Source organism: Hyphomonas sp. NPDC076881 (assembly GCF_050269995.1).
Lineage (GTDB): Bacteria > Pseudomonadota > Alphaproteobacteria > Caulobacterales > Hyphomonadaceae > Hyphomonas.
Genome location: NZ_JBNNJJ010000011.1, coordinates 166,287 through 190,522 on the forward strand (window position 1 = coordinate 166,287; position 24,236 = coordinate 190,522).

Sequence of the window (24,236 nt, forward strand, 5' to 3'; positions counted from 1 at the left end):
CACGTATCATGCGCGCCGCCGTTCTTCAGGGCAAATCCATCAGCATACGCCAGATGCCGGATCCCTCGCCCGCGCCTGGCCAACTCCTCGTCCGGCCGATCTTTACCGGCATCTGCGGCAGCGATCTCAGCGCGCGCAAGCAGATGGCGGCCATGGCCGAAACCCTGCCGCCGGAAGCCCTGCCCCAGATGCCGGCGATTATCCCGGGCCATGAATTTTCCGCCGAAGTGGTCGGCATCGCGCCGGGCACGGAGACGCAGATCAGGACCGGCGACCTCATCACCGGCCTGCCCTTCACGCACACGCATGAAGGGCCGCAGACCATCGGCCTCTCGCCCGCCCATGGCGGCGGGCTGGCCGAGCTTTCCTGCATTGATGCCTGCCGCAGCTTCCGCATCCCCGAGGGTGTGCCGCATGATCTTGCCGCGCTGAGCGAGCCGCTGGCCGTTGGTCTGCATGCGGCCAATCTGGCCAGCCGCAACCGCGCGCCAAATGTCGTCATCGGTTGCGGCCCGGTCGGGCTCGCCGTCATCCTCTCGCTCAGCCTGCAGGGGAGAGGGCCGATCCTGGCGGCAGACTTCTCCGCAGAACGCCGCCGCGCCGCAAGCGCGCTTGGCGCCGGCATCGTCATTGATCCCTCGGCCGGGTCTGCCTTCGATCACTGGGGCGATCTGAAACTGACGCCCTACCCGATGTCACCGCTGCTTGAGCGGGATTTCCGCGGCCTGCCGCCCGGCGCCAACATCTTCGAATGCACCGGCGCGCAAGGGATGCTGGATCAGGTGATCAAGGGCGCCCCGCCGCACAGCCATATCATCGTGGCCGGCGTCTGCCCGCATGAGGAGAAGCTCACCCCGCTTGACGGCATCCTCCGTGAACTGACGCTTGAGTTCAGCTTCGCCTACCGCCCGGAAGAGTTCGCCGCTGCCCTCGCCATGATAGAGGCGCACCCGGAAAAGGCCGCCCGCCTCATCACCAGCCGCCAGCCACTCGCCAACACCGAAGCGGCTTTCGACAGCCTCGCGAAAAACCCCAGCGAGATCAAGATCCTGATCGATCCCAATTCCTGAGGCGCCGCGGCCCCCCGAACGGCTCATCCTGATCGAAGTCGAAGGACGAGCCGGGGCTGGCGATCGCGCTGCTTGCCATCCTTCGACTTCGCTCAGGATGAGCGTTGCATTCAGCTATGACTAGCTAGAGCGCGCGCCAGCCAATATCCCGGCGGCAGAAGCCTTCCGGCCAGTTGATCGCGTCAACGCCTGCATAGGCCCGGTCGACCGCTTCCCGCAGGGTAGCGCCGCTGGCAGTCACGTTCAGCACGCGGCCGCCCTTGGCGATCAGCTTTCCGCCATCGGCAACATCCGTACCCGCATGGAATACAGTCACGCCTTCCAGCGCCCCGGCCTGTTTCACGCCTTCAATCACGGTGCCTTTTTCATAGCTGCCGGGATAGCCCTTGGCCGCCAGAACGACGGTTGCCGCCGGCTGGAATTCCTCCAGTTCCAGCAGCGCCTCGAACGCTTCTTCATTGCCCTTGAGGCCGCCGGTCGCGGCCACAAGAATGGCGGGCACAATATCGCCCTTCAGGCCCTTCATCAGCACCTGGCATTCCGGGTCACCAAAACGCGCATTGAACTCGACAACCTTCGGGCCTTCAGCGGTCACCATGATGCCGATGTAAAGCACGCCCTGATAGGGCATGCCGTCTTTCGCCATGCCCTTCAGCATCGGGGCGGCAATCTCGCGCTTGACGCGCGCCATGATCTCTTCACTGACGACCGGGGCGGGCGCGTAGGCGCCCATGCCGCCGGTGTTCGGGCCGGTATCGCCATCGCCCACGCGCTTGTGATCCTGCGCGGCGGGCAGGAAGATCGCGCCTTCGCCATCCGTGATGACGAACACGCTGGCCTCTTCGCCATGCATGAATTCCTCGATCACCAGCGTGGCGGAGGCGTCGCCAAACTTGCCCGACAGCATCTCGTCGATTTCGCTATCGGCCTCTTCCAGTGTTCCGGCAATCACAACGCCCTTGCCGGCTGCCAGGCCATCGGCCTTCAGCACATAGGGCGCGCGCATCTTGCGCAGGAAGGCTTTGGCGGGCGCAGCCTCGGTGAACTCGCCATAGGCCGCCGTCGGCACGCCGTATTTCGTCATCCGGCCCTTGGAGAAGGCCTTGGAGGCTTCCAGTTGGGCCGCCTCTTTCGACGGGCCGAACACATCAAACCCCCGTGCCCGCAGAATGTCCGACAGGCCAAGGGCGAGGGGCGCTTCCGGGCCGATCACCACCAGGTCGGGCTCGATCTGCAGGGCAAGCTTCACCAGCCCGTCAATGTCATCGGCCGCCACATCAAAACAGGGGCCCACCGCGTCCATACCGGGATTGCCGGGCGCGCAATGCACCACGTCCACGAGGGGAGACTGGGCCATCTTCCAGGCCAGGGCGTGTTCACGGCCGCCCGATCCGATCAGGAGTATGTTCATGGGGCGGCTTGATGCGCTGAGCAGGGCATGGGATCAAGCCCAAATGCCTGACTCGCCGACCACAAATCAGCCTGAACTGACCGTCTCGGAACTCGCCGCGAGCCTGAAGCGGACGATTGAGACCAATTATGACCAGGTGACGGTGCGCGGCGAGCTTGGCCGGGTGACGATTGCCAAGTCGGGCCACATGTATGCTGACCTCAAAGATGACAAGGCGGTGCTCAACACCATCATGTGGCGGGGCCAGGTGGACCGGCTGACTTTCCGGCCCGAGGAAGGGCTGGAAGTGGTGGCCACCGGGCGCCTCTCCACCTATGAGGGCCGCTCGGCCTATCAGATGATCGCCAGCACGATGCGGCCCGCCGGCGCCGGCGCGCTGATGCAGCTGCTGGAGGAGCGCAAGAAAAAGCTCGCCGCCGAAGGCCTGTTCGACGCCAGATACAAGAAGCCGATCCCCTATATGCCCCGCACCATCGGGGTGATTACTTCGCCGACCGGGGCGGTGATCCGCGACATTCTTCACCGGATCCGTGACCGGTTTCCGGTGCGTGTCATTGTCTGGCCCGCGCTGGTGCAAGGGGATCAGGCCGCTGCCCAGGTGACCGCCGGCATCCGCGGGTTCAACGCGATGACAGGGACAGACCGGCCCGATGTGCTGATCGTGGCGCGGGGCGGCGGGTCGATTGAAGACCTCTGGCCGTTCAATGAGGAAATGGTCGTCCGGGCCGCCTTTGACAGCGAAATCCCCTTGATTTCAGCGGTGGGGCACGAGACCGACACGACGCTGATTGACTATGTGTCCGACCGCCGGGCGCCCACGCCCACAGGCGCTGCCGAGATCGCCGTGCCGGTGCGCACAGAGCTGATCCTCAGCGTGGAGGAGTCTGGCCAGCGGCTGAAACGCGCGCTCACCCGCGCCCTTGCCCGCGCCAGCGACAAGCTCATCGCGGCCCGCCTGCCCCGCCCGGAAAGCCTTTTGCAATCAAAGCGTCAGCGGCTGGACTATGCCGCCGCCAGCCTGCCCCGCGCCGCCCTGGCGCTGACCCAGAAGGCGCGCCTGAAGCTCTCCCGGCTGCAGCTTTCGCCCTCTACCCTGCGGGCGGAAATCCGGGGACAGCGCCAGCGCCTGCGTGAGGCGGCCGTGCGCGCGCGCCCCGCCCTGATGCGTCTGATCGAGCAGTGCAAGGCGGCGCTGAACGCTGAGGGCAAGCTGCTCGAAACGCTGTCATACCAGGCCACATTGAAGCGCGGATATGTGATCATTCGGGACAATTCGGGACAATTGGTGCGCACATCCGGACAGGCGCGGACACTTCCGGTCCTGCGCGTGACCTTTGCGGACGGCGACGTGACCGCCACGCCCATCGAGGGTGACACGCCCCCACCGGCCCCCAAACCCAAGCCCGCCCCCCGCAAGAAGGGGGATCAGGGCAACCTGTTCTGAGCCGATGCACCCTTCTCCCCGCTTCCGCGAGACGGACCTGGCCACCCTGCTGGCGCGGATTGCCGCGCATCCTCTGGGCATCGTGATGGTGAATGGTGAGCGCGCGCCGCTGGCTGTGCATACGCCGGTAATCGCGCGGCGGGAGGGAGAGATCCCTGTGCTGCGCTTCCACCTTTCGGCGGCCAATCCGGTTACGGCGCGGCTGCTGGCGGGGGCAGCGGCCACCCTCGTATTCACCGGGCCAGAGGCCTATGTTTCGCCAGACTGGTATGGTGAGGTGCCCGATCAGGTGCCGACCTGGAACTATCTGTCGGTGGAAGCCGAGGGCGAAGTGACGGAGACGGGCCGGGAGGGCGCGGCGGCGTTTCTGGATGATCTCTCCGCCGTGTTCGAGGCTGGCCTCTTGCCCAAGCCGCCCTGGACCCGGGCGAAGATGAAGCCAGCCGCCTTTGAGGCGCTGCTGAATGGCATTCGCGCCTTCGAGATGCGGCCCAGCCGGCTGGAAGGGATCAGCAAGCTCGGCCAGAACAGGACACCTGAGATGCGCGCAGGCGTCATCGCGGCGCTGGAAGACCTGCCCGGCGGCGCGGAAATCGCGGCGGCGATGCGGGCGCTGGACTAAAGGCGGGCGATGGACACACCGCCCATCGCCCACCGCAATCAGGCCGCAGCGCCAATCGCCACGAGTTCAATATCGAATGTCAGGTCCTTGCCAGCCAGCGGGTGGTTGGCATCCAGCGTGATGGCGGTCTCGTCGGCAGCGACGATCACCACGGGGATCACCTGGCCATTCTGTGTCTGCATCTGCAGGCGGGTGCCAACATCTGAGGGCACGTCCTGCGGAAACTCTGTACGCGGTACATCCTGACGCATGGAAGGATTGACCGGCCCATAGGCATCTTCGCAGGGCACGTTCACGGTTTTCTTGTCACCCACCGTCATGCCGGGAATGGCGGCGTCCAGGCCCGGAATGATCTGCCCGCTGCCCACCTCGAAGGAGAGCGGCTCGCGCCCCTGAGAGCTGTCGAAAGTCGACCCGTCACTCAGCGTGCCGGTATAGTGGATGTGTACGGTGTCGCCGTTCTTGACAGTCATGAGATATCCAATCGTTCTGGAGGATGGTTGGAGAAGGCCGCAGCTGCGCACCACGCCTTCCTGAAGCGTAGATGAACAAGGTAGGCGCTTGATCCGGGATGTAAACCCATAAGCAGGCATTCTGCGTTCCTTCGTTTCGCCGGACGCGCGGCTGTTGTACTCAGGAGTGGATATCGACAAGCTCCGGAGACGAACCATGTTACGTTCTGTTATTGCTGCTGCAGTGCTCGCCAGCGCCGCCCTGCCGGCCTTCGCGGACTTCGACCCTGATCGCCTGGCAACCTGTATGAAAAGTAATACGACGCCGGAACTCAAGACGAATGTAAAACAGGTCATGATCCACGCTTTGCAGGATCAGAAACCGGAGGCGAATGCTGCCCTCCTCAACTTCAGCTTCAGCGCGCTGGCGATTGCGACCTCGCAATGCGGCCTGAGCTTTGCTGACGTCCAGAGCCCCAAATTCGAAAGCGCCGTGGAAACTTATGCGCAGCTTCTGGGCGAGGAAATCCTGAACGACGCGCTGGCAATGATGGACATGCCGGCCTTCTGAGCGCGCCTCCGCACGCTCACTCGTCCCAGGACTGATAATTCCGGCGCATATGGGCAACGCCATCGCGCACGATTTCGGCCAGCACGTCCATGTCTATATCGGCCAGCCTGTTGATATAGAGACAGCTCTTGCCGGTCTTGTGCTTGCCGAGGCGGGCAAGCTCGGCTGAGTAATCCCGCGTGCCCGGCATGGCGTAAAAGACGAGGTTTGCCTTACGCGGGCTGAAGCCGGTCAGCATCGCCTCGCCCGAATGGCCGCTGTCATAGGTGTAGGCATAGCGGCCATAGCCGATGATCGAAGGGCCCCACATTTTCGGCATCAGGCCGGTAATCTTCGTCATCCAGGCGAGCGCGGCGGCGGCGTCCGTCTTGCGCGGGCCATCTTCCATGGCAGCGATGTAATCTGCGGGGCTGATCGCAGTGGGTTTTGTTTTCGCTTCCTTGCCTGCCATCGTCTTCCCCCTGGCGTCTCAGGCGCCCAGTTCGACGGCGCTTCCAAGATCCAGCAGCAGTATGAGCGCGATGGCAATCAAAAGGAAGAGGCCTGACAGGACCGCGTTCAGCCAGACGGCGCGATTGGCGTGTTGCTGCTCTATCCATGTCCGGGGACGGATCTTGCGCAGGCGGAAGACAATCAGCGCCGAGAGGATCAGCGCCGCCACGTTCAGGCTGAGCAGCAGCGCCGCGCGCAGGGCGAGTTGCCATTCGCCATAGCCGAGGAAGAGGCCGAACGCTGCGCCCGGAGGCAGCAGCGCGGCGGCCACCATCACGCCTACCAGCGCCGAAGACGCCCCTCGCGTCACCGAGAGCGCCGCCGCCCCGCCCGCAGCCATGGCAAGGGCGAGCCCGTCCAGACGCACTTCCGCGCGGGACATGAGTTCCCGGCTTTCCCAGTTGGGTGGCAGCACCAAAGCCAGCGCCAGCGAAACGCCGAGCGCGATGGCGATACCCGCAAGCAGTGTCAGGATGCCCCGGCGCAGCAGCGCCAGCTCGCCCAGCGCAGCGCCCATCGCCAGGCCAATGATCGGGCCGAGCAGCGGCGCGATCACCATGGCGCCGATCACGGCGGCAACCCCATCTGAGACAAGCCCGATCGCCGCCACGATGGTGGAGAGCACCACCATAACGATGAAATCCCGGTTGAGTTTCGCATTGCTGGAAACCTGAACGTAGAGTTCTTCGCGGGTGTGCTGCTGGCGGGCAGTTTTCTTCTCGTCCCTTGGCTCGGGCAGCTTGGGGATGGTCACATCCAGATCGGCAACCGTGACGCGCCAGCCGGAGCGGTGTTCGAGCAGGGACTGAAGATTATCGAGCATGGCCTGAACCGGGCCGTCCCGCATGATCACCTGGATCAGGCGGCGGTCTTTCTGTTCCGGCTGAAGCACCAGATAGTCGATCGGGTCTGCTGCCTTGATGATCCGTATCGCCGTGTCATAGGCTTCGCCATCAGACGGGATGTGAATATCGACACGGCAGATCCCCATCAGTCAGGCTTCCGGTCCAGCCGGGCGATCAGGCTGGAGGTGTCCCAGCGGTTGCCCCCCATCGCCTGCACGTCGGCATAATATTGATCGACTTGCGCCGTGAGCGGAAGAGTTGCGCCATTCTCGCGGGCCGCGTCCAGCGTGATCCGGAGGTCCTTGCGCATCCAGTCGACAGCAAAACCGAAATCGAACTTGCCGTCCGTCATCGTCTTCCAGCGGTTTTCCATCTGCCAGCTCTGGGCCGCGCCGCCGGAGATCGCGGCGATGACTTTTTCTGCGTCGAGGCCGGCCTTCTCGGCAAAGTGCAGCCCCTCGGCGAGGCCCTGGACGATGCCGGCGATGCAGATCTGGTTGACGGATTTGGCAAGCTGGCCTGCCCCGCTCTCGCCGATCAGCGTGGTGGCGCGGGCAAAGGCGGCCATCACGGGCTCTGCCTTGGCGAAGGCATCTTCCTCGCCGCCGCACATGATGGTGAGCTTGCCATTGATGGCGCCCGCCTCGCCGCCCGAAACCGGCGCGTCAATGAAATGCGCGCCCTTGGCACGGCAGCGCTCGGCCAGCTCGCGGGCGAGGGAAGCGGAAGCCGTGGTGTGGTCGATGACGGTCATGCCCGCGCCAAGGCTTGGCTCAAAGGCGTCAAACACCGCGCGCACATCGGGATCATCGCCCAGGCACATCAGGACATATTCGGCGCCGAAGACGGCAGAGGCAGGGTCTGCCGCGCTCTTGCCCTTATGGGCCGCGGTCCAGGCGGCGGCCTTGGCGGGCGTGCGGTTCCAGACGGTTACCTGGTGGCCCGCCCGCGCCAGATGGCCCGCCATGTGGAAACCCATGACCCCGAGGCCCAGAAATGCGGTGCGCGCCATTGCTCTTCTCCTGCTGAACTACGGGCTAATTAGAGCGAATTTCATGGAAATCCCACCCCTCGGCGAAGCGTGGCTTTCACCACGACCTGATACACCGGCGTCATCCATCAGAAGGATTGGACGCAAAAGAGCAATGGCATATGCCACGACCTCACGGCGGCAGACGGGCAGAAGGCCCGTTATGCCTACCCGTAAAACGGGCACCTGGAAGCTGGCCTATGCCGACTTCCTGACGGCCCTGGTCGCGTTCTTTCTGCTCATGTGGCTGATCAGCGGGGTTTCGAAAGAAGACCGCGCGGTGATTGCCTCGGAATTTACCGGGAAACCGGCTACCGTCTCGGTGGGGGCCAGCGAGGCGCTGTCAGACGCGGCCCGCCTGCTGGCGATGCTGGAGCTTTCCGAAAGCCTGAAGGCCGCCGGCGACAGTGTGCGCCTGTCTGCCGATGCGCAAGGCGTGCGGATAGAGCTTGTCGATACGGCCGACCGGCCCCTGTTCGAAACCGGCAGCGGCGCGCTGACAGAAACCGGCGCCGCCCTGATCCGCGCTGCGGGCGCCAGCCTGGCTGCCCTGCCCTACACCGTTTCCATCGAGGGCCATACCGACGCCTTCTCGATGGCGGGCACGGCCAGTTCCAACTGGGAACTCTCCTCGGCCCGCGCCAATGAGGCCCGCCGGCTGCTTGAGGCGTCCGGTTTCGGGACAGAACGGGTCGTGGGCGTCACCGGCTATGCCGATACCCGCCCCCTCAGCGCCGGCCAGCCCCACCTTGCCGCCAACCGCCGCATCAGCCTGCAGGTCCATCTGGCCGATTAGACTGTCACCAGCAGGGCACAACCCTGCGCCATTTTTGCCGCGCCCGGCGCTCTGCCCCGAAAACGCCCCTTGGCGTATCGGCGCGCCGGTGTATCGTCAGTCGCAATGAAGTTTTCGGATCCACATCTTCTGCTGGCGGGCCTTGAGCGGTCGCTGAGGTTCTACGTGACGAACCCCAGCCCCTGCCCCTATCTGCCTGACAGGAAGGAACGCAAAGCCTTCACCAACCTGGCCATTCCGGAAGCCGACGCTGTGCATAACGTGCTCAGCCAGTCCGGTTTCCGCCGCAGCCAGTCGATTGCCTACCGGCCAGCCTGCGCGCGGTGCAATGCGTGCAAGAGCGTGCGGGTGGCGACGCGGGATTTCGAGCTCAGCCGCAATGACCGGCGGGTGATCGCGCGCAACGAGACGCTGGTGCGCCGCCCGGTTGCCGCGCAGGCAACCCGCGAGCAGTTCCGCCTGCTGAAAACCTACGTCACGACGCGCCACGACAATGGCGGCATGTCGGACATGACCTACCGGGATTATGTCGCCATGGTCGGCGGCAGCCCGGTGCAGAGCCTGATCTTCGAATATCGCGAAGGGCCGGAACCGGACGCGCCGCTGGTGGCCGCCGCCATCACCGATGTGCTGCGCGATGGGCTGTCGATGGTCTACACCTTCTTTGACCCGTCAAAGGCCAGCCGCAGCCTTGGCCACTATCTGATCCTCGACCACATCCTGCATGCGCACGATCTGGGCCTGCCGCACCTCTATCTGGGCTACTGGGTGAAGGGCAGCCCGAAGATGGACTACAAACGGCGCTACAAACCGCTGGAAGTGCTTGACGGCGACCGCTGGCGGCCCTTGAGAGACGACGACTAGTTTTTGCCGGCAAAACGGACCGATGGCGCAAGCGCGCCAAAGAGACCCGTGCCGCGTGGGGAGGGCATTGATGATCAACCGCCGTAACCTGATCGGCGCAGGCGCACTGGGTGTGGCCGGCGCGGCCGCCACCTTCTCGACGCCGACAGCCGGCGCCGTGCTGGCAACACCGGCCATCAGCCGCAACCGGCGCCGCTTCAACATGGTCACCACCTGGCCCAAGGGCCTGCCCGGCCTGGGCACCGCCGCCGAGCGCGTGGCCCAGCGCGTCGGCGACATGACGGACGGCCTGATCGAGGTGAAGGTGTTTGCCGCGGGCGAACTCGTGCCGCCGTTTGAATCCTTTGATGCCGTCGCCAATGGCTCGGCAGATATGTATCACGGCGCCGAATATTACTGGACAGCGAAGTCCACCGGCTTTCCCTTCTTCACGGCTGTGCCCTTCGGGATGACCGCCCAGGAGATCATGGGCTGGATCGACTTTGGCGGCGGCCAGGAACTCTGGGACGAGCTTTCCGGCCAGTTCGGCATCAAATGTATCCAGGGCGCCAATACCGGCCACCAGATGGGCGGCTGGTTCCGCAAGGAAATCCGTTCCCTGCAGGATATGGCCGGGCTGCGCATGCGCATTCCCGGACAGGGCGGCGAAGTGCTGCGCGCGCTCGGCGGGGCCTCCATCGCGCTGGCAGGCGGCGAGATCTATCAGGCCCTCCAGACCGGCGCGATAGATGCGGCCGAATGGGTGGGCCCGTGGAATGACTATTCCCTCGGTTTCCACCGTGAGGCCCCCTACTATTACGGCCCCGGCTTCCATGAGCCCGGCGCAAGCCTTGCCGTTGGCATCAATCGCGGCGTCTGGGACGGCCTGACGGCCGGCGAGCAGGCGATCTTCAAGGCCGCCTGCGAAGCGGTGAACCATGAGACCCTCGGCGAGTTCACCTATCAGAACGCCGTCCATCTCGATCTTCTGGTGAACCAGCATAACGTCCAGATGCGGTCCTTCCCCGAAGATGTGGTCAAGCGGATGTCGGAAGCGTCCTATGATGTGCGCGCCTCTGCCGGGCGTAGCGGCATCGAGAAGCGCATCTATGAGAGCTTCGAGAAATCCTTGAAGCTGATGCGCGGCTGGAGCGGCGTGTCTGACGGGCCGTATTACGCCGCCCGGGCGCTCGGCAAGTAAGGGCGCCGGGGCGGGCATGGATACGGGCATCTTCCTGCATATCGGCACGGGGCTGAAATGGCTGGGCCTGATCAGCCTGCCGCTGTTCCTCGTCCCGCTGATTGCGCTGAGCGCGCCGCGCCTGGTTGACGGGTTTGCGCTGAAGCTCAGCCGTCTGATCGACCAGATCACCGGCATGGCCCTCGGCGCGGCGATTGCCGCCAGCCTGCTGCTCGTCTTCTCGATGCTGGCGGTGGTCATCCTGCGCTACACTTTCGCCCTCTCCTTCAGCTGGCTGAACGAGATCACTACCTACAGCTTTGCCGCCATGTTCATGCTGGGCGCCGCCGCAGCCCTGCGTGACGGGGCGCATGTGCGTGTGGATATCCTGCGCCCGCGCTTTGGCGAGACGGGACGCAACTGGATCGAACTTGCCGGCATCTACCTGTTCCTCTTCCCCATCTGCGTCCGCATCCTGATGACCAGCGAGGCAGGCCTTGCCCGCGCCTGGCTGCTGCTGGAGGGGTCGCGCGAGTCCGATGGCCTGCCGATCTTCTTTCTGTTCAAGACGCTGGTGCCGGTCTTTGCTGTGCTGCTGATGGCGCAGGGGCTTTCCGAAGCGATCAAGGCCGCGCTGCGCAATACCGGCGCCCTGCCGCCGGAAACGCCCGAGCAGCTGGCAGCAGAAGGAGGCGGCCATGGAGCTTGAGGCGATCCTTGCCATCTCGATGTTCGTGGTGGCCATCGGCGCGCTGCTGGCGGGCTATCCCGTAGCGCTGACCCTGGGCGGCGTGGCGCTGATCTTCGCGCTGATCGGCATTGCCACCGGCGTGTTCCCAGACACCTTCCTCAAAGCCTTCCCGAGCCGCATCGAAGGCAGCTCGATCATGCAGAGCCAGACGCTGGTGGCCGTGCCGCTCTTCGTCATCATGGGCGTGATCCTCGAGCGCTCGCGTGTGGCAGAAGATCTCCTGGGCATTGCCAGCCGCCTGCTCGGTAAGGTGCGCGGCGGGCTTGGCCTTGCCGTGGTGCTGGTGGGCACGCTGCTGGCAGCCTCGACCGGCATCGTCGGCGCCACCGTGATCACCATGACGCTGATCGCCCTGCCCTCGATGCTGCGGCAGGGCTATGACCCGCGCCTCGCCACCGGCACGATTGCCGCCTCAGGCACGCTCGGCCAGATCATCCCGCCCTCCATCGTGCTGATCCTTCTGGCGGACGCCATCTCGAATGCTGCCAGCCAGGCTGCGCTTCGCTCCGGGGGCGGATCAGCGGTGGTCTCCGTGGGCGATCTTTTCGCCGGGGCGCTGATCCCCGGCCTGATCCTGGTGGCACTTTACCTGCTGTGGATTGCCATCATGGCGATCTTCCGGCCCGCCTCCTGCCCGCCCGCCGAGGTGATTGAAGGCACCGCGCCGCTTACCTTCCGGGATGTGGCCCTTGGCCTGGGCGCGCCGCTGGCACTGATCGTCGCCGTGCTCGGCTCGATCCTGGGCGGCATTGCCCCGCCCACCGAAGCGGCCGCCATCGGCGCGGGCGGCGCCATTCTGCTCGCGGGCATGCGCCTGGCGCGGGAAGCGCAGAGCCGCCTGATGCCGGTGATGCTGGCAGGCCTTGCCGGCATCCTCCTGATCATCGTGCTGCGGAACACGCTCGACCTGCGCACCGCTTCGGGCGGCCATAGCGGGGCAGATCTCATCGGCATGGCGATCACCATGCTGGCGGCCTTCGCCATCCTGGCATCGCTCGTCGCAGGGCTGCTGGTGCTGCGCCGGGTGAAACAGCTCGGGCCCGCGCTGAAAAGCTCCGCCCACATCACCTCCATGGTGTTCCTGATCCTGATCGGCGCGTCGCTGTTCAGCCTCGTCTTCCGCGGCTTTGACGGGGACGATCTGGTGCATGACATCCTGCACAACGTACCCGGCGGGAAATGGGGCGCGCTGGCCGCCGCCATGCTGGTGATGTTCGTGCTCGGTTTCTTCCTGGACTTCATCGAGATCGTGTTCGTGGTGGTGCCGCTGGTGGCGCCACCGCTGATCCTGCTGGGCTGTGATCCGGTGTGGCTCGGCATCCTGATGGCGGTGAACCTGCAGACGAGCTTCCTGACGCCGCCGTTCGGCTTTGCGCTGTTCTATCTGCGCGGGGCCGCGCCGCCGGAAGTCTCCACGATGCAGATCTGGCAGGGGGCGCTGCCCTTCATTGGACTGCAGGTCATTCTGCTGGCAATGGTGGCGTCGATGCCGGCGCTGGCCACATGGCTGCCGGCGCTGGCTGCAAAGTAATCACCAACACAGAGGTTCCCGATGGGACAGAATATTGCGCCGTTTCAGGCAATCGCGATCAGCCGCCGCGCACATGAACTGAAAGCCGCCGGGCAGCGCATTCTGCATATGGAATTTGGCCAGCCTTCCACCGGCGCGCCCAAGGGCGCGATTGCGGCGGCCCACCATGTGCTCGACAGCGAAGCGATGGGCTATTGGGAAAGCCTTCCCCTGAAAGAGCGTATCTGCCGGCATTACCGCGAGGGCTTTGGCGTGGAGCTAAGCCCCCGCCGGATGGTGATCACCTGTGGCGCCTCGCCCGCACTCGTCCTGGCGCTTTCAACCGCGTTCAATCCGGGCGACCGGATCGCGATGGCGCGGCCGGGCTATGTGGCCTATCGCAACACGGTGCGCGCGCTGAACCTTGAGCCGGTGGAGATCGCCTGCGGGCCGGAGGTACGTTTCCAGCTGTCCGCCGCTGCGCTGGACGCGCTGGAGCCTGCGCCGCAGGGCGTGATCATTGCGAGCCCGGCCAACCCCACCGGCACGATCATTCCGAAAGACGAACTCGCCGCGATTGCAGAGGTCTGCCAGCGGCGGGGCATACGGATCATTTCCGACGAGATCTATCACGGCCTCAGCTATGGCCCGAAGATCCATTCGATGCTGGAATTTTCGCCGGGCGCCTATGTGGTCAACAGCTTCTCGAAATACTTCTCGATGGCGGGCTGGCGGCTCGGCTGGCTGGTCTCGCCCGAAGAAGGCGTGGCACGGACGAATGCCTATATCGGCAACCTGTTCCTCACCGCGCCATCGCTGGCCCAGCATGCCGGGCTGATTGCCATGGACAGCCGGGACGAGCTTGAAGGGCATCTCGATGTGTATCGCCGCAACCGCGCGCTTCTGCTGGAGGCGCTGCCGCGTCTGGGCCTCGACAATATCGCCCCGCCCGATGGCGCGTTTTATATCTATGCAGACGTTTCGCGCTTCACCGATGACAGCCTGAGCTTCTGCCTGAAGCTGCTGGAGGAGACCGGTGTGGCGACCGCGCCGGGGGTAGACTTTGATCCCGTCGATGGCGGGCGGTTCATGCGCTTTTCCTTCGCGCTCTCAACGCCGGAAATCGAGGAAGCGCTGGCGCGGCTGGAACCATGGTTTGCGGCGCAGCCGGTCCGTCAGACCGCTTAAGAATCGCAGGTGGCCCAGAAGCTTTCAAGGCCGGGCAGCTCGCCCTTGCCGACTTCCTGTTCCGGCACGAACAGCTCAAAGTCTGCCTCAGGTGTGACACGGATGTAGAGCGTGCGGCGCAGGCTCTCTGGCGTCTGGCTGGTCTCGTTCCAGCAGCCGGGCGCGACCGCGCCGAAGCTCAGCTCATTCTCCCCAGGCGCTTCGCGCTTCAGGCGGGCAAGCTCGGCGCTGATCGCCTGAAGCAGAGGCCCATCTTCCGGCCGCGTTCCGTAGGTCCATATCCTGTATCCCTCCCGCGTCTCTGACGCCAAAAAAGGGCTCGTCACCTCGCTCGTTTGAACAAGGGGAAACTCCTCGGCCACATTTATCCCCAGGCGTTCATTGGTGACATTGATCTGCAGCCGGGCGCCTTCTTCGCGCGCCTGGAAGGCGGTGGGAATGCGCATGGCAAGGGCAATGCGGGAGAAGTCCAGCGCCGTGGGGTCCAGCAGCGGCGCGGCGGTGTCTGCGTCTTCGGCGGCTTCAACGGGAGAGGTCAGTTCTGCCTGAAGGGTTTCGCCCTCCTCCGCCTTCTGCGCCGGCGCAGACGGAGAACAGGCCACCAGAAAAGCGGAAGCTGCAACAATCATATAGCGCATCACGCGGCACCACCCCTGAACAAAGATATTCCGCATTCTGAGCTTGAGGATCGCCGGCTGTCCATGCCTGCCAACATTTAAGTTTGGCAATCATAGGCCGCTTCGGCGCTGCCATCGGGCGCCACCTCCAGCGAGGCAAGGCGGCAGCCTTCGGGCGCGGCCTGCTTGGCGGCGGCGCGCAGTTCCTCCGGCAGCGTGCTTTCGCCCTCTTCCTGAATGCGGAACATGCCGTCTGTGGCCAGCGTCAGCTTCAGCTTGAAGCCCTGCCCATCGAGCGGGGCGGCGAAGAAGCTGTAATTCTCTGTGCCGATGGTCTGCGCGGCCAGACCGTTCCAGGCGGCCGCGCTCCAGCGGACGGTGGGCGTATCCGGGGTGGATGCGCAAGCGGCGAGCATGAAGCCCGCCGCAACCGGAAGATAACGCATAACGGACATGGGGCCTCCCTCCCTCGCTACCTGATCAGGATAGCGTGGGCAGGCCCGCCCGGCGAGGCCCTCAGAAGGCAACCTTTGGCGGCTCATCCATCGACGCGCGGCCTTCCACGCCAACATCGAAGAATTCGCGCGGTTCGAAATTGAAGCTGCTGGCGATGATCGAGCCGGGGAACTGTTCGCGCGCGGTGTTATAGTCCTGGACAGCCGAGTTGTAGAACCGGCGGGCGGCGGCCAGCTTGTCCTCAATCGAGGAGAGCTGCTGCTGGAGCTGCAGGAAGTTGGTGTTGGCCTTGAGGTCCGGATAGGCTTCGGCGAGGGCAAAGAGCTTGCCGAGCGCCTGGCTGAGCACGCCTTCGGCCTTGGCCATTTCGCCGGCTGTGTTGGCCGCCTGGGCCGCGTTGCGCGCGGCGATCACCTGCTGGAAGGTCGCCTGCTCATGGGCGGCATAGCCCTTCACGGTTTCCACGAGGTTCGGGATCAGGTTCTGGCGCTGCTTGAGCTGCACATCCACATCCGCGAAGGCCTGGTTGACCCGCTGCCGTTTCATGACGAGGCCGTTATAGATCAGGATGATGGCGCCAATGACAGCCACCACGATCGCAAGCACGATTAGAAAGACGTTCATTCGGGTGCCCCCTTATTGCTATTGCCAGCCTGCAAAGGCGTAACGGTGTGTGGCCACGTGCGCAAGTGCGGGTTAACCTGACCCTACCTGCCCGTTTTTGCACCGTTTTTCCGGTTGCCACAGCCCCTGTTCCGGTGGAGCGCCCAATGCCCGACCCGTATTTGCCCAAGGAACACCATTACAGCCAGCGCACCGGCTGGTTGCGCGCGTCCGTGCTGGGCGCCAATGACGGCATCGTCTCCACCGCCAGCCTGATGATCGGGGTGGCCTCGGCGGCCGCCTCGGCTTCCGATATTCTGGTGGCGGGGATTGCGGGCCTAGTGGCCGGGGCGATGTCGATGGCGGCGGGAGAGTTTGTTTCCGTCAGCTCGCAGGCCGACACGGAAATGGCCGATCTGGAGATCGAACGGCTGGCGCTGCACAAATTCCCCGAGGAAGAGCTCGATGAGCTGACGCAGATCTATATCGACCGGGGCGTGGAGCCGGTGACTGCCCGGTCGGTGGCCGAGCAGCTGACCCGGCATGACGCGCTGAGCGCCCATGCGCGCGACGAAATCGGGCTGACGGAAGTGGCGAGCGCCAATCCCATCCAGGCGGCCTGGAGTTCGGCGGGGAGCTTCTCGGCCGGTGCCACCCTGCCGCTGATCGCAGCGGCGCTGGCACCGTCGGGCACGGTAACCCCGGTGGTGGCGGCCGTTTCGCTGCTGGCGCTGGCCATTCTGGGCTGGCTGTCAGCAAAGGCAGGCGGGGCGAAGAAACGCCGGGCCGTCATCCGCGTCGTGTTCTGGGGGGCCGCAGCCATGCTCATTACCGGCCTGATCGGCGCGGCTGTCGGCACGGTGGTCTAGCCGCGTTCCAGCCCCGCTTTCAGCCGGGCGAGCTTATCGGCCGCGCCGGCAGCGTGCGGGCCGATCCAGCGGTCATGGATGGTCTTGATCGGCAGCGCGTTGAGATGGTTCCAGCGCGCCCGGCCCACCTTGTGCGCAATCACCAGATCGGCGCCTTCCAGCACCTTGAGATGCTGCATCACGGTGCAGCGGTCGATCTCCGGAAAGCGGGCGCACAGCTCTGTCGTGGTCTGCGGATTATCCTTCAGCGCATCAAGGATGGCCCGGCGCACGGGCGCGGCCAGCGCCTTGAAGACGAGATCGTCCTGCGTTTCTGGGCGAGGGGCGGTCTTGCTGCTTGACATGTTATATTTTTATAACATGATGGCACAAAGATCAAGACCGGAGGCCCTGCCATGGATCTGAAATTCGAGGTGAGCGGACGGATTGCGCGGCCAGTGGACGAGGTGTTCGAGGCGGTGGTGAACCCGCAAAAACTTTCCGGCTATTTCACGACCGGCGGCGCCAAGGGGCGGCTGGAAACCGGGGCGACGGTGACCTGGGACTTTGCCGATTTTCCCGGCGCGTTTCCGGTATATGTGGCCGAAGTAGAGACGAACAAGCGGATCATCCTGCATTGGGATGCGGGCGATACGGCAGCAGAGCCCGGCGGCGAAGAAGGCCCCTATCGGACGCAGGTGACGATGCGGTTTGAAGCGCTGGAGGATGGCCGCACGCTGGTGACGATTGCCGAGGAAGGCTGGCGGCAGACACCGGAGGGGCTGAAATCCGCCCTCGGCAACAAGGGCGGATGGATGCACATGCTCTGCTGCCTGAAGGCGTGGGTGGAGTATGGCATCAATCTGCGCGAAGGCATGTTCCGCTAGAAGGCCGCGCAAATCCCGTATAGTTTCGGGGGTATGACCGAAACCGACGCCAAAAATCTCGCCCATATGATCCAGGTTGCCGAGCGCGTGGTGGTGTTCACCGGCGCGGGCATTTCGACCGAAAGCGGCATTCCCGACTTCCGCTCGCCTGGCGGGGTGTGGAGCAAGATGAAGCCGATCATGTTTCAGGATTTCGTTGCCTCGCGGGATGCGCGGCGGGAAGCCTGGACGCGCGTGTTCAACAAGACTGCCGGCTGGACCGGGGCGTCGCCGAATGCCGGGCATTATGCCGTGACCAGGCTGGTGGAGGCGGGCAAGGTTACCAGCGTCATCACGCAGAATGTGGACAATCTGCACCAGGCCTCCGGCGTGCCAGCGGACAAGGTGATCGAGGTGCACGGCAATGCGAGCTATGCCAAATGCCTGCAATGCGGAAAGCGCTATGAGTTTGAGGCGCTGCGCCACCGCTGGGAAGCGGATGAGGACATCACCTGCATGTTCTGCACCGGTCTTGTAAAATCCGCGACCATCTCCTTCGGCCAGCCGATGCCGGAAGCGGAGATGGAACGGGCCACCGAAGAGGCGCTGCTGGCAGACCTGTTCCTCGTGCTCGGCTCCTCGCTGGTTGTCTATCCGGCGGCGGGACTGCCGGTTGTGGCGAAGAAGGCCGGCTCACGGCTTGCCATCGTCAACCGCGAGGAAACAGACCTCGATCCGTATGCCGATCTTGTGCTGAACACGGATATCGGGCCGTTGATGAGCGCGGTGATGGAACGGCTTTAGGCGCCTTTGCCCGCCCTATGCAGCGAAGGGGCGGGTAGCGAAAAAGGGTTTCAGGCAGCACGAAGGGCCGGACGCAGCGGGGGCTGGCCGGGGGATTTGGGCTGGGTTCGGAGCTGGGGGGCGCTAGGAGGTGTCGGCGTACGCGGCGAGGGCAGATGCCCCCTTCGTCAGTCCGCTGCGCGGCCTGCCACTTCCCCCGCTAGTGCGGGGGAAGAAAAAGGGGTGCGCGGCCTCGGCGGTGAAAATTGCCGGAAGGTCTGACGACCAGCAGGGATCGCTCCAGTGCGGGCGTGTGGGCTCGACTGGTCTGTAGGCGGAGGGGTTGGGCGCGGCGTCGCCGAGATATTCGATGCGTACCCCGCCCCACCACATCACGCGGAGCATCGCGCCGCAGCGCCCGGCGGCGCGGACTTCGTCCACGGCGCGGGCAAGCTGCCAGATCAGCACCGGCCAGAAGAAGGGATGCACGAACGCGAAATATCGCGCGAGCGCAGGTTCCTTTCTGAGGCGGGCAAGGCTGAACATCCGTTAAGCATACGCCCACTCGCCGAGGGGGTGGACAAGGATTGCGGCGATTTTTTGTAATTGCTTGAAAGATATGAAAATTTTAGGGTCGGCCCCAGCGGAATGTGTTGGATAGGGCCCTCACCTCCCATTGCGCAGCAATGGGAGGTGAGGGTCTTCGTCAACCGATCATCGCGCCGCCGGTCTGCGGGGCGGGGACGCCGGTGGTGCCGGGCCAGCTGAGGGGGAGGCCCCGCAGCGTCCGGGCGGCGAGCAGAGCGAAGGCTTCAGCTTCTATCGAATCGCCGCGCCAGCCGGCCTGCTCTGCGGTGAGCACGGCGCAGGGGCATTGGCGGGCGAGCGCGGCCATGAAGGACGGATTATGGCGCCCACCGCCGCAGGCGATGAGCCGGGCGGGAACCTCCGGGAGCTGACGAATACCGGCGGCGACAGCGGCGGCGGAAAACTCCGTCAGCGTGGCGGCGCCATCCTCGAGCGAAAGGCCGCGCGCCATGGAAGCGTTGAAATCATACCGGTCGAGCGATTTGGGCGGGGGCTCCTCAAACCAGTCATGGGCGAGAAGCTGGGCGAGCAGGCCTTCATGCACGCGGCCTGCAGCGGCGAGCCTGCCGCCCGCATCATGCGTGCCCTGCCCATGGCCTTCGACCCATTCATCGATGGGGCCGTTGGCGGGGCCGGTGTCAAAGGCGATGAGCGTGCCATCAGCGGTGCGCGCCGTGATGTTGGCGACGCCGCCGAGATTGAGGACGACGGCCGGCTCCCCGCCGAGGCGGCGCATCAGGGCGGCGTGATAGGCCGGGGCAAGCGGCGCGCCCTGCCCGCCAGCGGCGACATCGGCGGAGCGGAAATCATAGGCGAGCGGCACGCCGAGGGCGGCCTGCAGCGAAGGTGCATCGATCAGCTGGAGCGTGGCGCCGGGCTGGCCGGGGCGCGCGCGGCGATGCAGCACCGTCTGGCCGTGGACACCGGCGAGGACCGGCCGGGGCGCGCCCGCCTGCCCGGTCATCATCGCCCAGGCATCAGCATGGGTTTTCGTGATCGTCTCGCAGGCGGCGGCGAAAAGCGCTTCGGGGCGCGGGCCCTGCCAGTTCCAGGCGCGGGCGGCATCCGTGGCGGCCTGCAGGACGGCGCGTTCCCCAGGGGTGTATTTCCTCTCCGCGACGGGGCCAAATTCCAGCACATCCTGCCCATTTGTCAGGATCATGGCGGCGTCGACCGCGTCCAGCGAGGTGCCGGACATGAAGCCTGCGACCCATTGGGGGCCAGACACAGCCACTGAATTTGCAAGACCGGTGTTCAAGGCTGGCCCTTTCTGTGTTAGGCGCGCGCATCTCATCGGAGACACGAGAATATGAGCGATTTCAAGTCGGAATTCCTGCGCGAGCTCAGCTGGCGCGGCTTCATCAAGGACACGACTCACAAGGCTGAGCTCGATGCCTATTGTGCCCAAGGAACTCCGGTCGCTTATGTGGGCTATGACGCCACCGCAGACAGCCTGCATGTGGGCCATCTGATGACGATCATGATGCTGCGCATCTTCCAGCGCCATGGCGGCAAGCCGATTGCCCTGATGGGCGGGGGCACCACCAAGGTGGGCGATCCGACCGACAAGGAGAAATCCCGCCCGCTGCTGACCGATGAGCAGATCAACGCCAATATCGCGGGCATCAAGACGGCGTTCGAGCCCTTCCTGCGCTTTGGCGACGGCGCCAATGACGCCATCATGGTCAACAACAATGACTGGTTGGGGGAGCTTGGCTATCTCGAAATGCTGCGCGCCATTGGCGTCTATTTCACCATCAACACGATGGTGAAGCAGGACACGGTGCGCCGCCGCCTTGAGGCCGAGCAGCCCTACACTTTCCTCGAATTCAACTACCTGCTGATGCAGTCCTATGACTTCCTGGAGCTTTACCGGCGGTATGGCTGCCGGATGCAGCTCGGCGGGTCTGACCAGTGGGGCAATATCGTGGGGGGCGTGGACCTGGTGCACAAGGCCGAGGGCGGGGAAGCCTTTGGCGTGACCGCGCACCTCGTCACCACCTCTTCCGGCGTGAAGATGGGCAAGACCGTGGGCGGGGCCGTGTGGCTGAACGCGGACCGCAAGAGCCCGTATGAATACTGGCAGTTCTGGCGCAACACCGAAGACGCCGATGTGGGCAAGTTCCTGCGCCTCTTCACCGATTTGCCCCGCGAAGAGATCGAGCGGCTGGAAGCTCTGCAAGGCGCAGAGATCAACGACGCGAAGATCGCGCTGGCGAATGCGGCGACGACGCTGCTGCATGGCGAAGCGGCGGCAGCGGAGGCTGAGGCGGCGGCGAAGGCTGTGTTTGCGGGCGGGGCATCGGCGGACGCGCTGCCGACGGCGATTGTTCCGCAGGCGGAGCTTGAGGCCGGGATGCTGGTGGCAGCCGCCTGCACGGCGGCAGGGCTTTCCAAGTCCAACGGCGAGGCACGGCGGCTGATCGAACAAGGCGCCATCCGCGTGAATGATGAGCTGGTGTCTGATCCCAATGCCAAGGTCTCGATGGCCGACATGCAGGACGGGGCGATCAAGCTGTCGGCCGGCAAGAAACGCCATGCGCTGGTGAAGGCGGGCGACTGAGCCGCCGGGCCGGGCCGTAACCAGAGGGGGTGGCTTTTGCGGCCGCCCCTCCCCGCGCCCTAAGCCAGCGAGGACGCTTCCGCCTCCCGCCGGCTGGAAAGCCATGACCGGAGCAGATGTTCGAGGCCGGTGAAGGCCCTGTCGGCCGCAATGCCGAGGAAGAGCGCGGCACTGACGCCGACAATCCAGTGCGGCAGCGGTCCCCAGCTTTCCCGCGCGTCGAGCAGCAGCAGCACCTCAACCGGGAATATGTGGAAGATATAAATGAAGAAGCTGGCTGACGCGATGGTCAGCGCGGCTTTCGCAACCGGGCGCGGCAGCGGGATATTTTTCAGCCACAGGCTTGAGAGAACGAGGAAGCCGAAGAAGAGTTTGAACTGGATGGCATAGGTCGTCCAGAACAGAAGTATGGAGATTACCAGCACCGCCGAGAGAGCCGCTTTCCTGTAGATATCCGCTGCGAAATAGGCGCACCAGCCCAGTGCGAACACATAGCCGATGGCGAGCGGATGCATGAAGAAGAAGTCCCCGTGAATGTTCCGGCTGGCCCAGTAGGACAGCACGCCGCCGGCGCCGAGCGCAAGATAGCCGAACAATTCCTGCCGTTCCCGGAAGATATGCCTCAAGGGCGGGATCAGCCATGGCAGCGCGACCAGAGCGGCAAGCTGAGCGTAGGCACACACGAACCAGAAGGGATAGAGCGCGTCCCAGCGCATGTTCATGTTGGCATAGAGCAGATACCAACTCCGCTCCTGCCCGGCAAATTCCTGCGGCAAGGCCACGAAAATCGCAGTTATGATGACATAATAGACCACAAGGATCCGCAAGAGGGATGCCTTGAGGAATTCGAACACTCTTCCGGCCGCCAGCCGCGCGCCGTGGATGCGCGCCACACTCAGGCCGGACAGGAACATCAGCGCCACCGCGCCGCCGGCGATGCCCCACTCTCCCAGCGTGCCAAGGTGATTGGTGATGATCCCGAAGATGGCGAGGCAGCGAACCAGGGTTTCGGCAGGCACGGACGCCTTGCCGGGCTTGCGCCGCACCATCGCTTCAAGCCGGTTGACGGACTTCTTCTCCCACCCCGCCGGGACATAGCCGAGAATCTGTTCAAGGCTCAGCGACAGATGCAGGAAGAGGATCGAATCCCCCTCCAGCGAAATGAAGGTATCGTCCCCCGAGACATCTTCCCCGAAGGCCTCCGCAAAGGCTTCCTGCACGCTCCGGGGCCGGCCGGTTTCCGGGCCGGTGAGCAGCTGCGCATTCAGCCGGGCATAGTCAACCTTGCCGGAAGGCAGCAGAGGGATTTCCCGCAATTTGCGCACATGGATGTCTGGCCGGCGCAGGCCCCATGACCGGACGACCGTATCGAGCAGCGCCTCTTCGTCGATTTCACCTTCGAAGAAGATCCCGAGGGTTTCATCTGTGCCCACACAATATACCTGATACCCTGCCTGGGCGAGCCGGCCTTCAAGGTCATCGAGGTTGATGCGCAGGCCATAGAGCTTGATGAAGCGTTTCAGCCTGCCGGTGATACGGACATAGCCATTTGGCTGAAGCTCTGCCATGTCGCCGGTGCGCAGTTCGAACGTGTCTCGCGGCCGCGCCAGATCGGCGCGCGTTTCAGCGTAGCCCAACATGACGTTCGGCCCGCGATAGACCAACTCGCCGGCCCGGCCGGGGGCGGTGACCGGGTTGCCCTCTTCGTCAATTATCACCAATTCGCCGCCAGGGATCGGGCGGCCAACCGACTCCAGATTCTCCAGAAGATCCTCAGGCGGAACATAGGACATGCGGGGTGATGCTTCGGTTTGCCCGTACATCACGAAAAACTGCCACTGCCGCTGGCGGGCCTGTGTGGCAAAGCGCTTCAGGCGGTCAGGATGCAGCCGCCCACCCGCCTGGGTTATGTAACGCAAGGACGGCAGATCCTGACCCAGGAAATCCGTGCGTTCCAGAAGTTCGAAATGATAGGGAACGAAGGCGAGGCTGGTTGTGCCGCTGGACCTGAACAATGACCAGAATTCCGGCGTAACGACCGAGAGGTCGGTCAGCACGATGCGCGCGCCCGCCGCCAGATGGGAATTCAGAACCGCCATGCCATAAGAGTAAAAGAAGTTGAGCGTCGTGATGGCGCATTCGCGTGCGCTCAACTGCAGATAGGCCGCAATGGCTTCCGCGTTGGACTGGATGTTGCCGCGCGAGAGCTTGACCAGTTTTGGAGCGCCCGTTGTGCCCGAGGTTGAGAGCATGACGGCCAACTCATCGGCGAAATCCGCAGGCTCGCTCTCGTTCAAACGCTCCAGCCGCCATTGCCCCTTCTTGCTGCTGAACAGCCAGCCGGGCTGGTAGGCGGAGATCACACGGCCATCGGCGATGGACTCCCGGTTAAGCAGGATTACCGGATGGCCCGCGCGCAAGCATCCCAGATAGGCGGCCACTGTCTCGATCCGGTTGCAAGCCTGGACTGCGACAAGCTGCGGCGAGGCGGGCAGCCTGGCGGCGAAGGCTTCGCTCAGCGTGGCCAGTTCCCGATAGCTTATGCGGCGCGCGTCCTGCTCAAGCGCGATTGCTTCGCCGAACGATTCCAACCTTTCCCAGAAATATTGGTCTGACCCAGCCCCCTGAATTCCGGCCATGATTTTGCAGACTCTCTCGATTAGAGAGGATGACACATGCGCAAGAGCAGATTTTCAGACGAGCAGAT

Annotated in this window: 26 protein-coding genes; 14 read left to right on the forward strand and 12 right to left on the reverse strand. The window is 64.4% G+C overall.

Translation table 11 applies throughout. The features are described 5' to 3' along the window. The first annotated feature begins 8 nt into the window (after window positions 1–8). Entirely contained in the window at window positions 9–1,070 is a 1,062-nt protein-coding gene (locus ACQKI2_RS13670; protein ID WP_427380154.1) for a zinc-binding dehydrogenase, read from the forward strand. 124 nt (window positions 1,071–1,194) lie between these two features. On the opposite strand, the gene purD is transcribed toward ACQKI2_RS13670, so the two are convergent. Beyond that, window positions 1,195–2,481 (reverse strand): phosphoribosylamine--glycine ligase, encoded by a 1,287-nt coding sequence (gene purD, locus ACQKI2_RS13675; RefSeq protein ID WP_427380155.1) that lies wholly within the window; start codon window positions 2,479–2,481, stop codon window positions 1,195–1,197. Between the two features lie 43 nt (window positions 2,482–2,524). Between purD and xseA the strand changes: the two genes are divergently transcribed. Together xseA and ACQKI2_RS13685 are read left to right on the forward strand one after the other, a co-directional pair. Continuing rightward, the gene (gene xseA, locus ACQKI2_RS13680; protein ID WP_427380156.1) at window positions 2,525–3,925 is read left to right on the forward strand and encodes an exodeoxyribonuclease VII large subunit; all 1,401 of its coding nucleotides are present in this window, start codon (window positions 2,525–2,527) and stop codon (window positions 3,923–3,925) included. Between the two features lie 4 nt (window positions 3,926–3,929). After that, complete coding sequence (locus ACQKI2_RS13685; RefSeq protein ID WP_427380157.1) at window positions 3,930–4,547, forward strand: FMN-binding negative transcriptional regulator; 618 nt, start codon at window positions 3,930–3,932, stop codon at window positions 4,545–4,547. Window positions 4,548–4,585: 38 nt separating this feature from the next. On the opposite strand, the gene ACQKI2_RS13690 is transcribed toward ACQKI2_RS13685, so the two are convergent. Continuing rightward, window positions 4,586–5,020, reverse strand: a complete 435-nt coding sequence (locus ACQKI2_RS13690) for an FKBP-type peptidyl-prolyl cis-trans isomerase (RefSeq protein WP_427380158.1) — start codon at window positions 5,018–5,020, stop codon at window positions 4,586–4,588. A 196-nt stretch (window positions 5,021–5,216) separates the two neighbouring features. Between ACQKI2_RS13690 and ACQKI2_RS13695 the strand changes: the two genes are divergently transcribed. Continuing rightward, complete coding sequence (locus tag ACQKI2_RS13695; RefSeq protein WP_427380159.1) at window positions 5,217–5,570, forward strand: hypothetical protein; 354 nt, start codon at window positions 5,217–5,219, stop codon at window positions 5,568–5,570. Between the two features lie 16 nt (window positions 5,571–5,586). Here the strand turns inward: ACQKI2_RS13695 and ACQKI2_RS13700 are convergent, their stop codons facing one another. From ACQKI2_RS13700 to ACQKI2_RS13710, 3 genes are read right to left on the reverse strand one after another with little or no spacing between them, the layout of a single operon-like run. Next, window positions 5,587–6,021, reverse strand: coding sequence for a DUF1801 domain-containing protein (locus tag ACQKI2_RS13700; protein ID WP_427380160.1), 435 nt, complete (start codon window positions 6,019–6,021; stop codon window positions 5,587–5,589). 18 nt (window positions 6,022–6,039) lie between these two features. Beyond that, on the reverse strand, window positions 6,040–7,053 hold the full coding sequence (locus tag ACQKI2_RS13705) for a TIGR00341 family protein (RefSeq protein WP_427380161.1): 1,014 nt from the start codon (window positions 7,051–7,053) through the stop codon (window positions 6,040–6,042). Beyond that, on the reverse strand, window positions 7,053–7,919 hold the full coding sequence (locus ACQKI2_RS13710) for an NAD(P)-dependent oxidoreductase (RefSeq protein WP_427380162.1): 867 nt from the start codon (window positions 7,917–7,919) through the stop codon (window positions 7,053–7,055). The genes ACQKI2_RS13705 and ACQKI2_RS13710 overlap by 1 nt, the downstream gene beginning before the upstream one ends. Before the next feature lie 181 nt (window positions 7,920–8,100). Between ACQKI2_RS13710 and ACQKI2_RS13715 the strand changes: the two genes are divergently transcribed. The 6 genes from ACQKI2_RS13715 to ACQKI2_RS13740 all read left to right on the forward strand — a co-directional run bounded on the left by ACQKI2_RS13715 (window position 8,101) and on the right by ACQKI2_RS13740 (window position 14,205). Then, entirely contained in the window at window positions 8,101–8,733 is a 633-nt protein-coding gene (locus ACQKI2_RS13715) for a flagellar motor protein MotB (RefSeq protein ID WP_427380163.1), read from the forward strand. Window positions 8,734–8,838: 105 nt separating this feature from the next. Next, window positions 8,839–9,597 (forward strand): arginyltransferase, encoded by a 759-nt coding sequence (locus ACQKI2_RS13720; RefSeq protein ID WP_114106280.1) that lies wholly within the window; start codon window positions 8,839–8,841, stop codon window positions 9,595–9,597. A gap of 70 nt (window positions 9,598–9,667) precedes the next feature. Continuing rightward, window positions 9,668–10,777, forward strand: coding sequence for a TRAP transporter substrate-binding protein (locus tag ACQKI2_RS13725; RefSeq protein ID WP_427380164.1), 1,110 nt, complete (start codon window positions 9,668–9,670; stop codon window positions 10,775–10,777). Window positions 10,778–10,793: 16 nt separating this feature from the next. After that, window positions 10,794–11,465, forward strand: coding sequence for a TRAP transporter small permease subunit (locus ACQKI2_RS13730; protein ID WP_427380165.1), 672 nt, complete (start codon window positions 10,794–10,796; stop codon window positions 11,463–11,465). Beyond that, window positions 11,455–13,038, forward strand: coding sequence for a TRAP transporter large permease (locus tag ACQKI2_RS13735; protein ID WP_427380166.1), 1,584 nt, complete (start codon window positions 11,455–11,457; stop codon window positions 13,036–13,038). Before ACQKI2_RS13730 ends, ACQKI2_RS13735 begins: the two co-directional genes overlap by 11 nt. Window positions 13,039–13,059: 21 nt before the next feature. After that, complete coding sequence (locus ACQKI2_RS13740; RefSeq protein WP_427380167.1) at window positions 13,060–14,205, forward strand: pyridoxal phosphate-dependent aminotransferase; 1,146 nt, start codon at window positions 13,060–13,062, stop codon at window positions 14,203–14,205. On the opposite strand, the gene ACQKI2_RS13745 is transcribed toward ACQKI2_RS13740, so the two are convergent. From ACQKI2_RS13745 to ACQKI2_RS13755, 3 genes are all read right to left on the reverse strand, one after another. Beyond that, window positions 14,202–14,846 (reverse strand): hypothetical protein, encoded by a 645-nt coding sequence (locus tag ACQKI2_RS13745; RefSeq protein ID WP_427380168.1) that lies wholly within the window; start codon window positions 14,844–14,846, stop codon window positions 14,202–14,204. The genes ACQKI2_RS13740 and ACQKI2_RS13745 overlap by 4 nt on opposite strands. Before the next feature lie 74 nt (window positions 14,847–14,920). Next, the gene (locus ACQKI2_RS13750; RefSeq protein WP_427380170.1) at window positions 14,921–15,277 is read right to left on the reverse strand and encodes a hypothetical protein; all 357 of its coding nucleotides are present in this window, start codon (window positions 15,275–15,277) and stop codon (window positions 14,921–14,923) included. A 61-nt stretch (window positions 15,278–15,338) separates the two neighbouring features. Beyond that, window positions 15,339–15,902 carry a LemA family protein gene (locus ACQKI2_RS13755; RefSeq protein ID WP_427380172.1) on the reverse strand — a complete coding sequence of 188 codons (564 nt, stop codon included), beginning with the start codon at window positions 15,900–15,902 and terminating at the stop codon, window positions 15,339–15,341. Window positions 15,903–16,048: 146 nt separating this feature from the next. On the opposite strand from ACQKI2_RS13755, the gene ACQKI2_RS13760 reads away from it, so the two are divergent. Next, complete coding sequence (locus ACQKI2_RS13760) at window positions 16,049–16,750, forward strand: VIT1/CCC1 transporter family protein (protein ID WP_427380173.1); 702 nt, start codon at window positions 16,049–16,051, stop codon at window positions 16,748–16,750. Here the strand turns inward: ACQKI2_RS13760 and ACQKI2_RS13765 are convergent. Continuing rightward, window positions 16,747–17,094 carry an ArsR/SmtB family transcription factor gene (locus ACQKI2_RS13765; protein WP_427380174.1) on the reverse strand — a complete coding sequence of 116 codons (348 nt, stop codon included), beginning with the start codon at window positions 17,092–17,094 and terminating at the stop codon, window positions 16,747–16,749. The two genes, ACQKI2_RS13760 and ACQKI2_RS13765, sit on opposite strands and share 4 nt — an antisense overlap. A gap of 51 nt (window positions 17,095–17,145) precedes the next feature. Between ACQKI2_RS13765 and ACQKI2_RS13770 the strand changes: the two genes are divergently transcribed. Both ACQKI2_RS13770 and ACQKI2_RS13775 read left to right on the forward strand, forming a co-directional pair. Continuing rightward, the gene (locus ACQKI2_RS13770) at window positions 17,146–17,616 is read left to right on the forward strand and encodes an SRPBCC family protein (RefSeq protein ID WP_427380175.1); all 471 of its coding nucleotides are present in this window, start codon (window positions 17,146–17,148) and stop codon (window positions 17,614–17,616) included. A 33-nt stretch (window positions 17,617–17,649) separates the two neighbouring features. Then, complete coding sequence (locus ACQKI2_RS13775; protein WP_427380176.1) at window positions 17,650–18,399, forward strand: SIR2 family NAD-dependent protein deacylase; 750 nt, start codon at window positions 17,650–17,652, stop codon at window positions 18,397–18,399. A gap of 123 nt (window positions 18,400–18,522) precedes the next feature. Here the strand turns inward: ACQKI2_RS13775 and ACQKI2_RS13780 are convergent, their stop codons facing one another. Next, complete coding sequence (locus tag ACQKI2_RS13780; protein WP_427380177.1) at window positions 18,523–18,924, reverse strand: hypothetical protein; 402 nt, start codon at window positions 18,922–18,924, stop codon at window positions 18,523–18,525. A 160-nt stretch (window positions 18,925–19,084) separates the two neighbouring features. After that, on the reverse strand, window positions 19,085–20,260 hold the full coding sequence (locus ACQKI2_RS13785) for an anhydro-N-acetylmuramic acid kinase (protein WP_427380178.1): 1,176 nt from the start codon (window positions 20,258–20,260) through the stop codon (window positions 19,085–19,087). 15 nt (window positions 20,261–20,275) lie between these two features. Here ACQKI2_RS13785 and tyrS point away from each other — a divergent pair, with 15 nt between their 5' ends. Next, window positions 20,276–21,529 carry a tyrosine--tRNA ligase gene (gene tyrS / locus ACQKI2_RS13790; RefSeq protein WP_427380179.1) on the forward strand — a complete coding sequence of 418 codons (1,254 nt, stop codon included), beginning with the start codon at window positions 20,276–20,278 and terminating at the stop codon, window positions 21,527–21,529. Between the two features lie 59 nt (window positions 21,530–21,588). Here tyrS and ACQKI2_RS13795 read toward each other — a convergent pair whose 3' ends face one another. Continuing rightward, on the reverse strand, window positions 21,589–24,168 hold the full coding sequence (locus ACQKI2_RS13795; RefSeq protein WP_427380180.1) for an AMP-binding protein: 2,580 nt from the start codon (window positions 24,166–24,168) through the stop codon (window positions 21,589–21,591). Window positions 24,169–24,236: the final 68 nt, after the last annotated feature.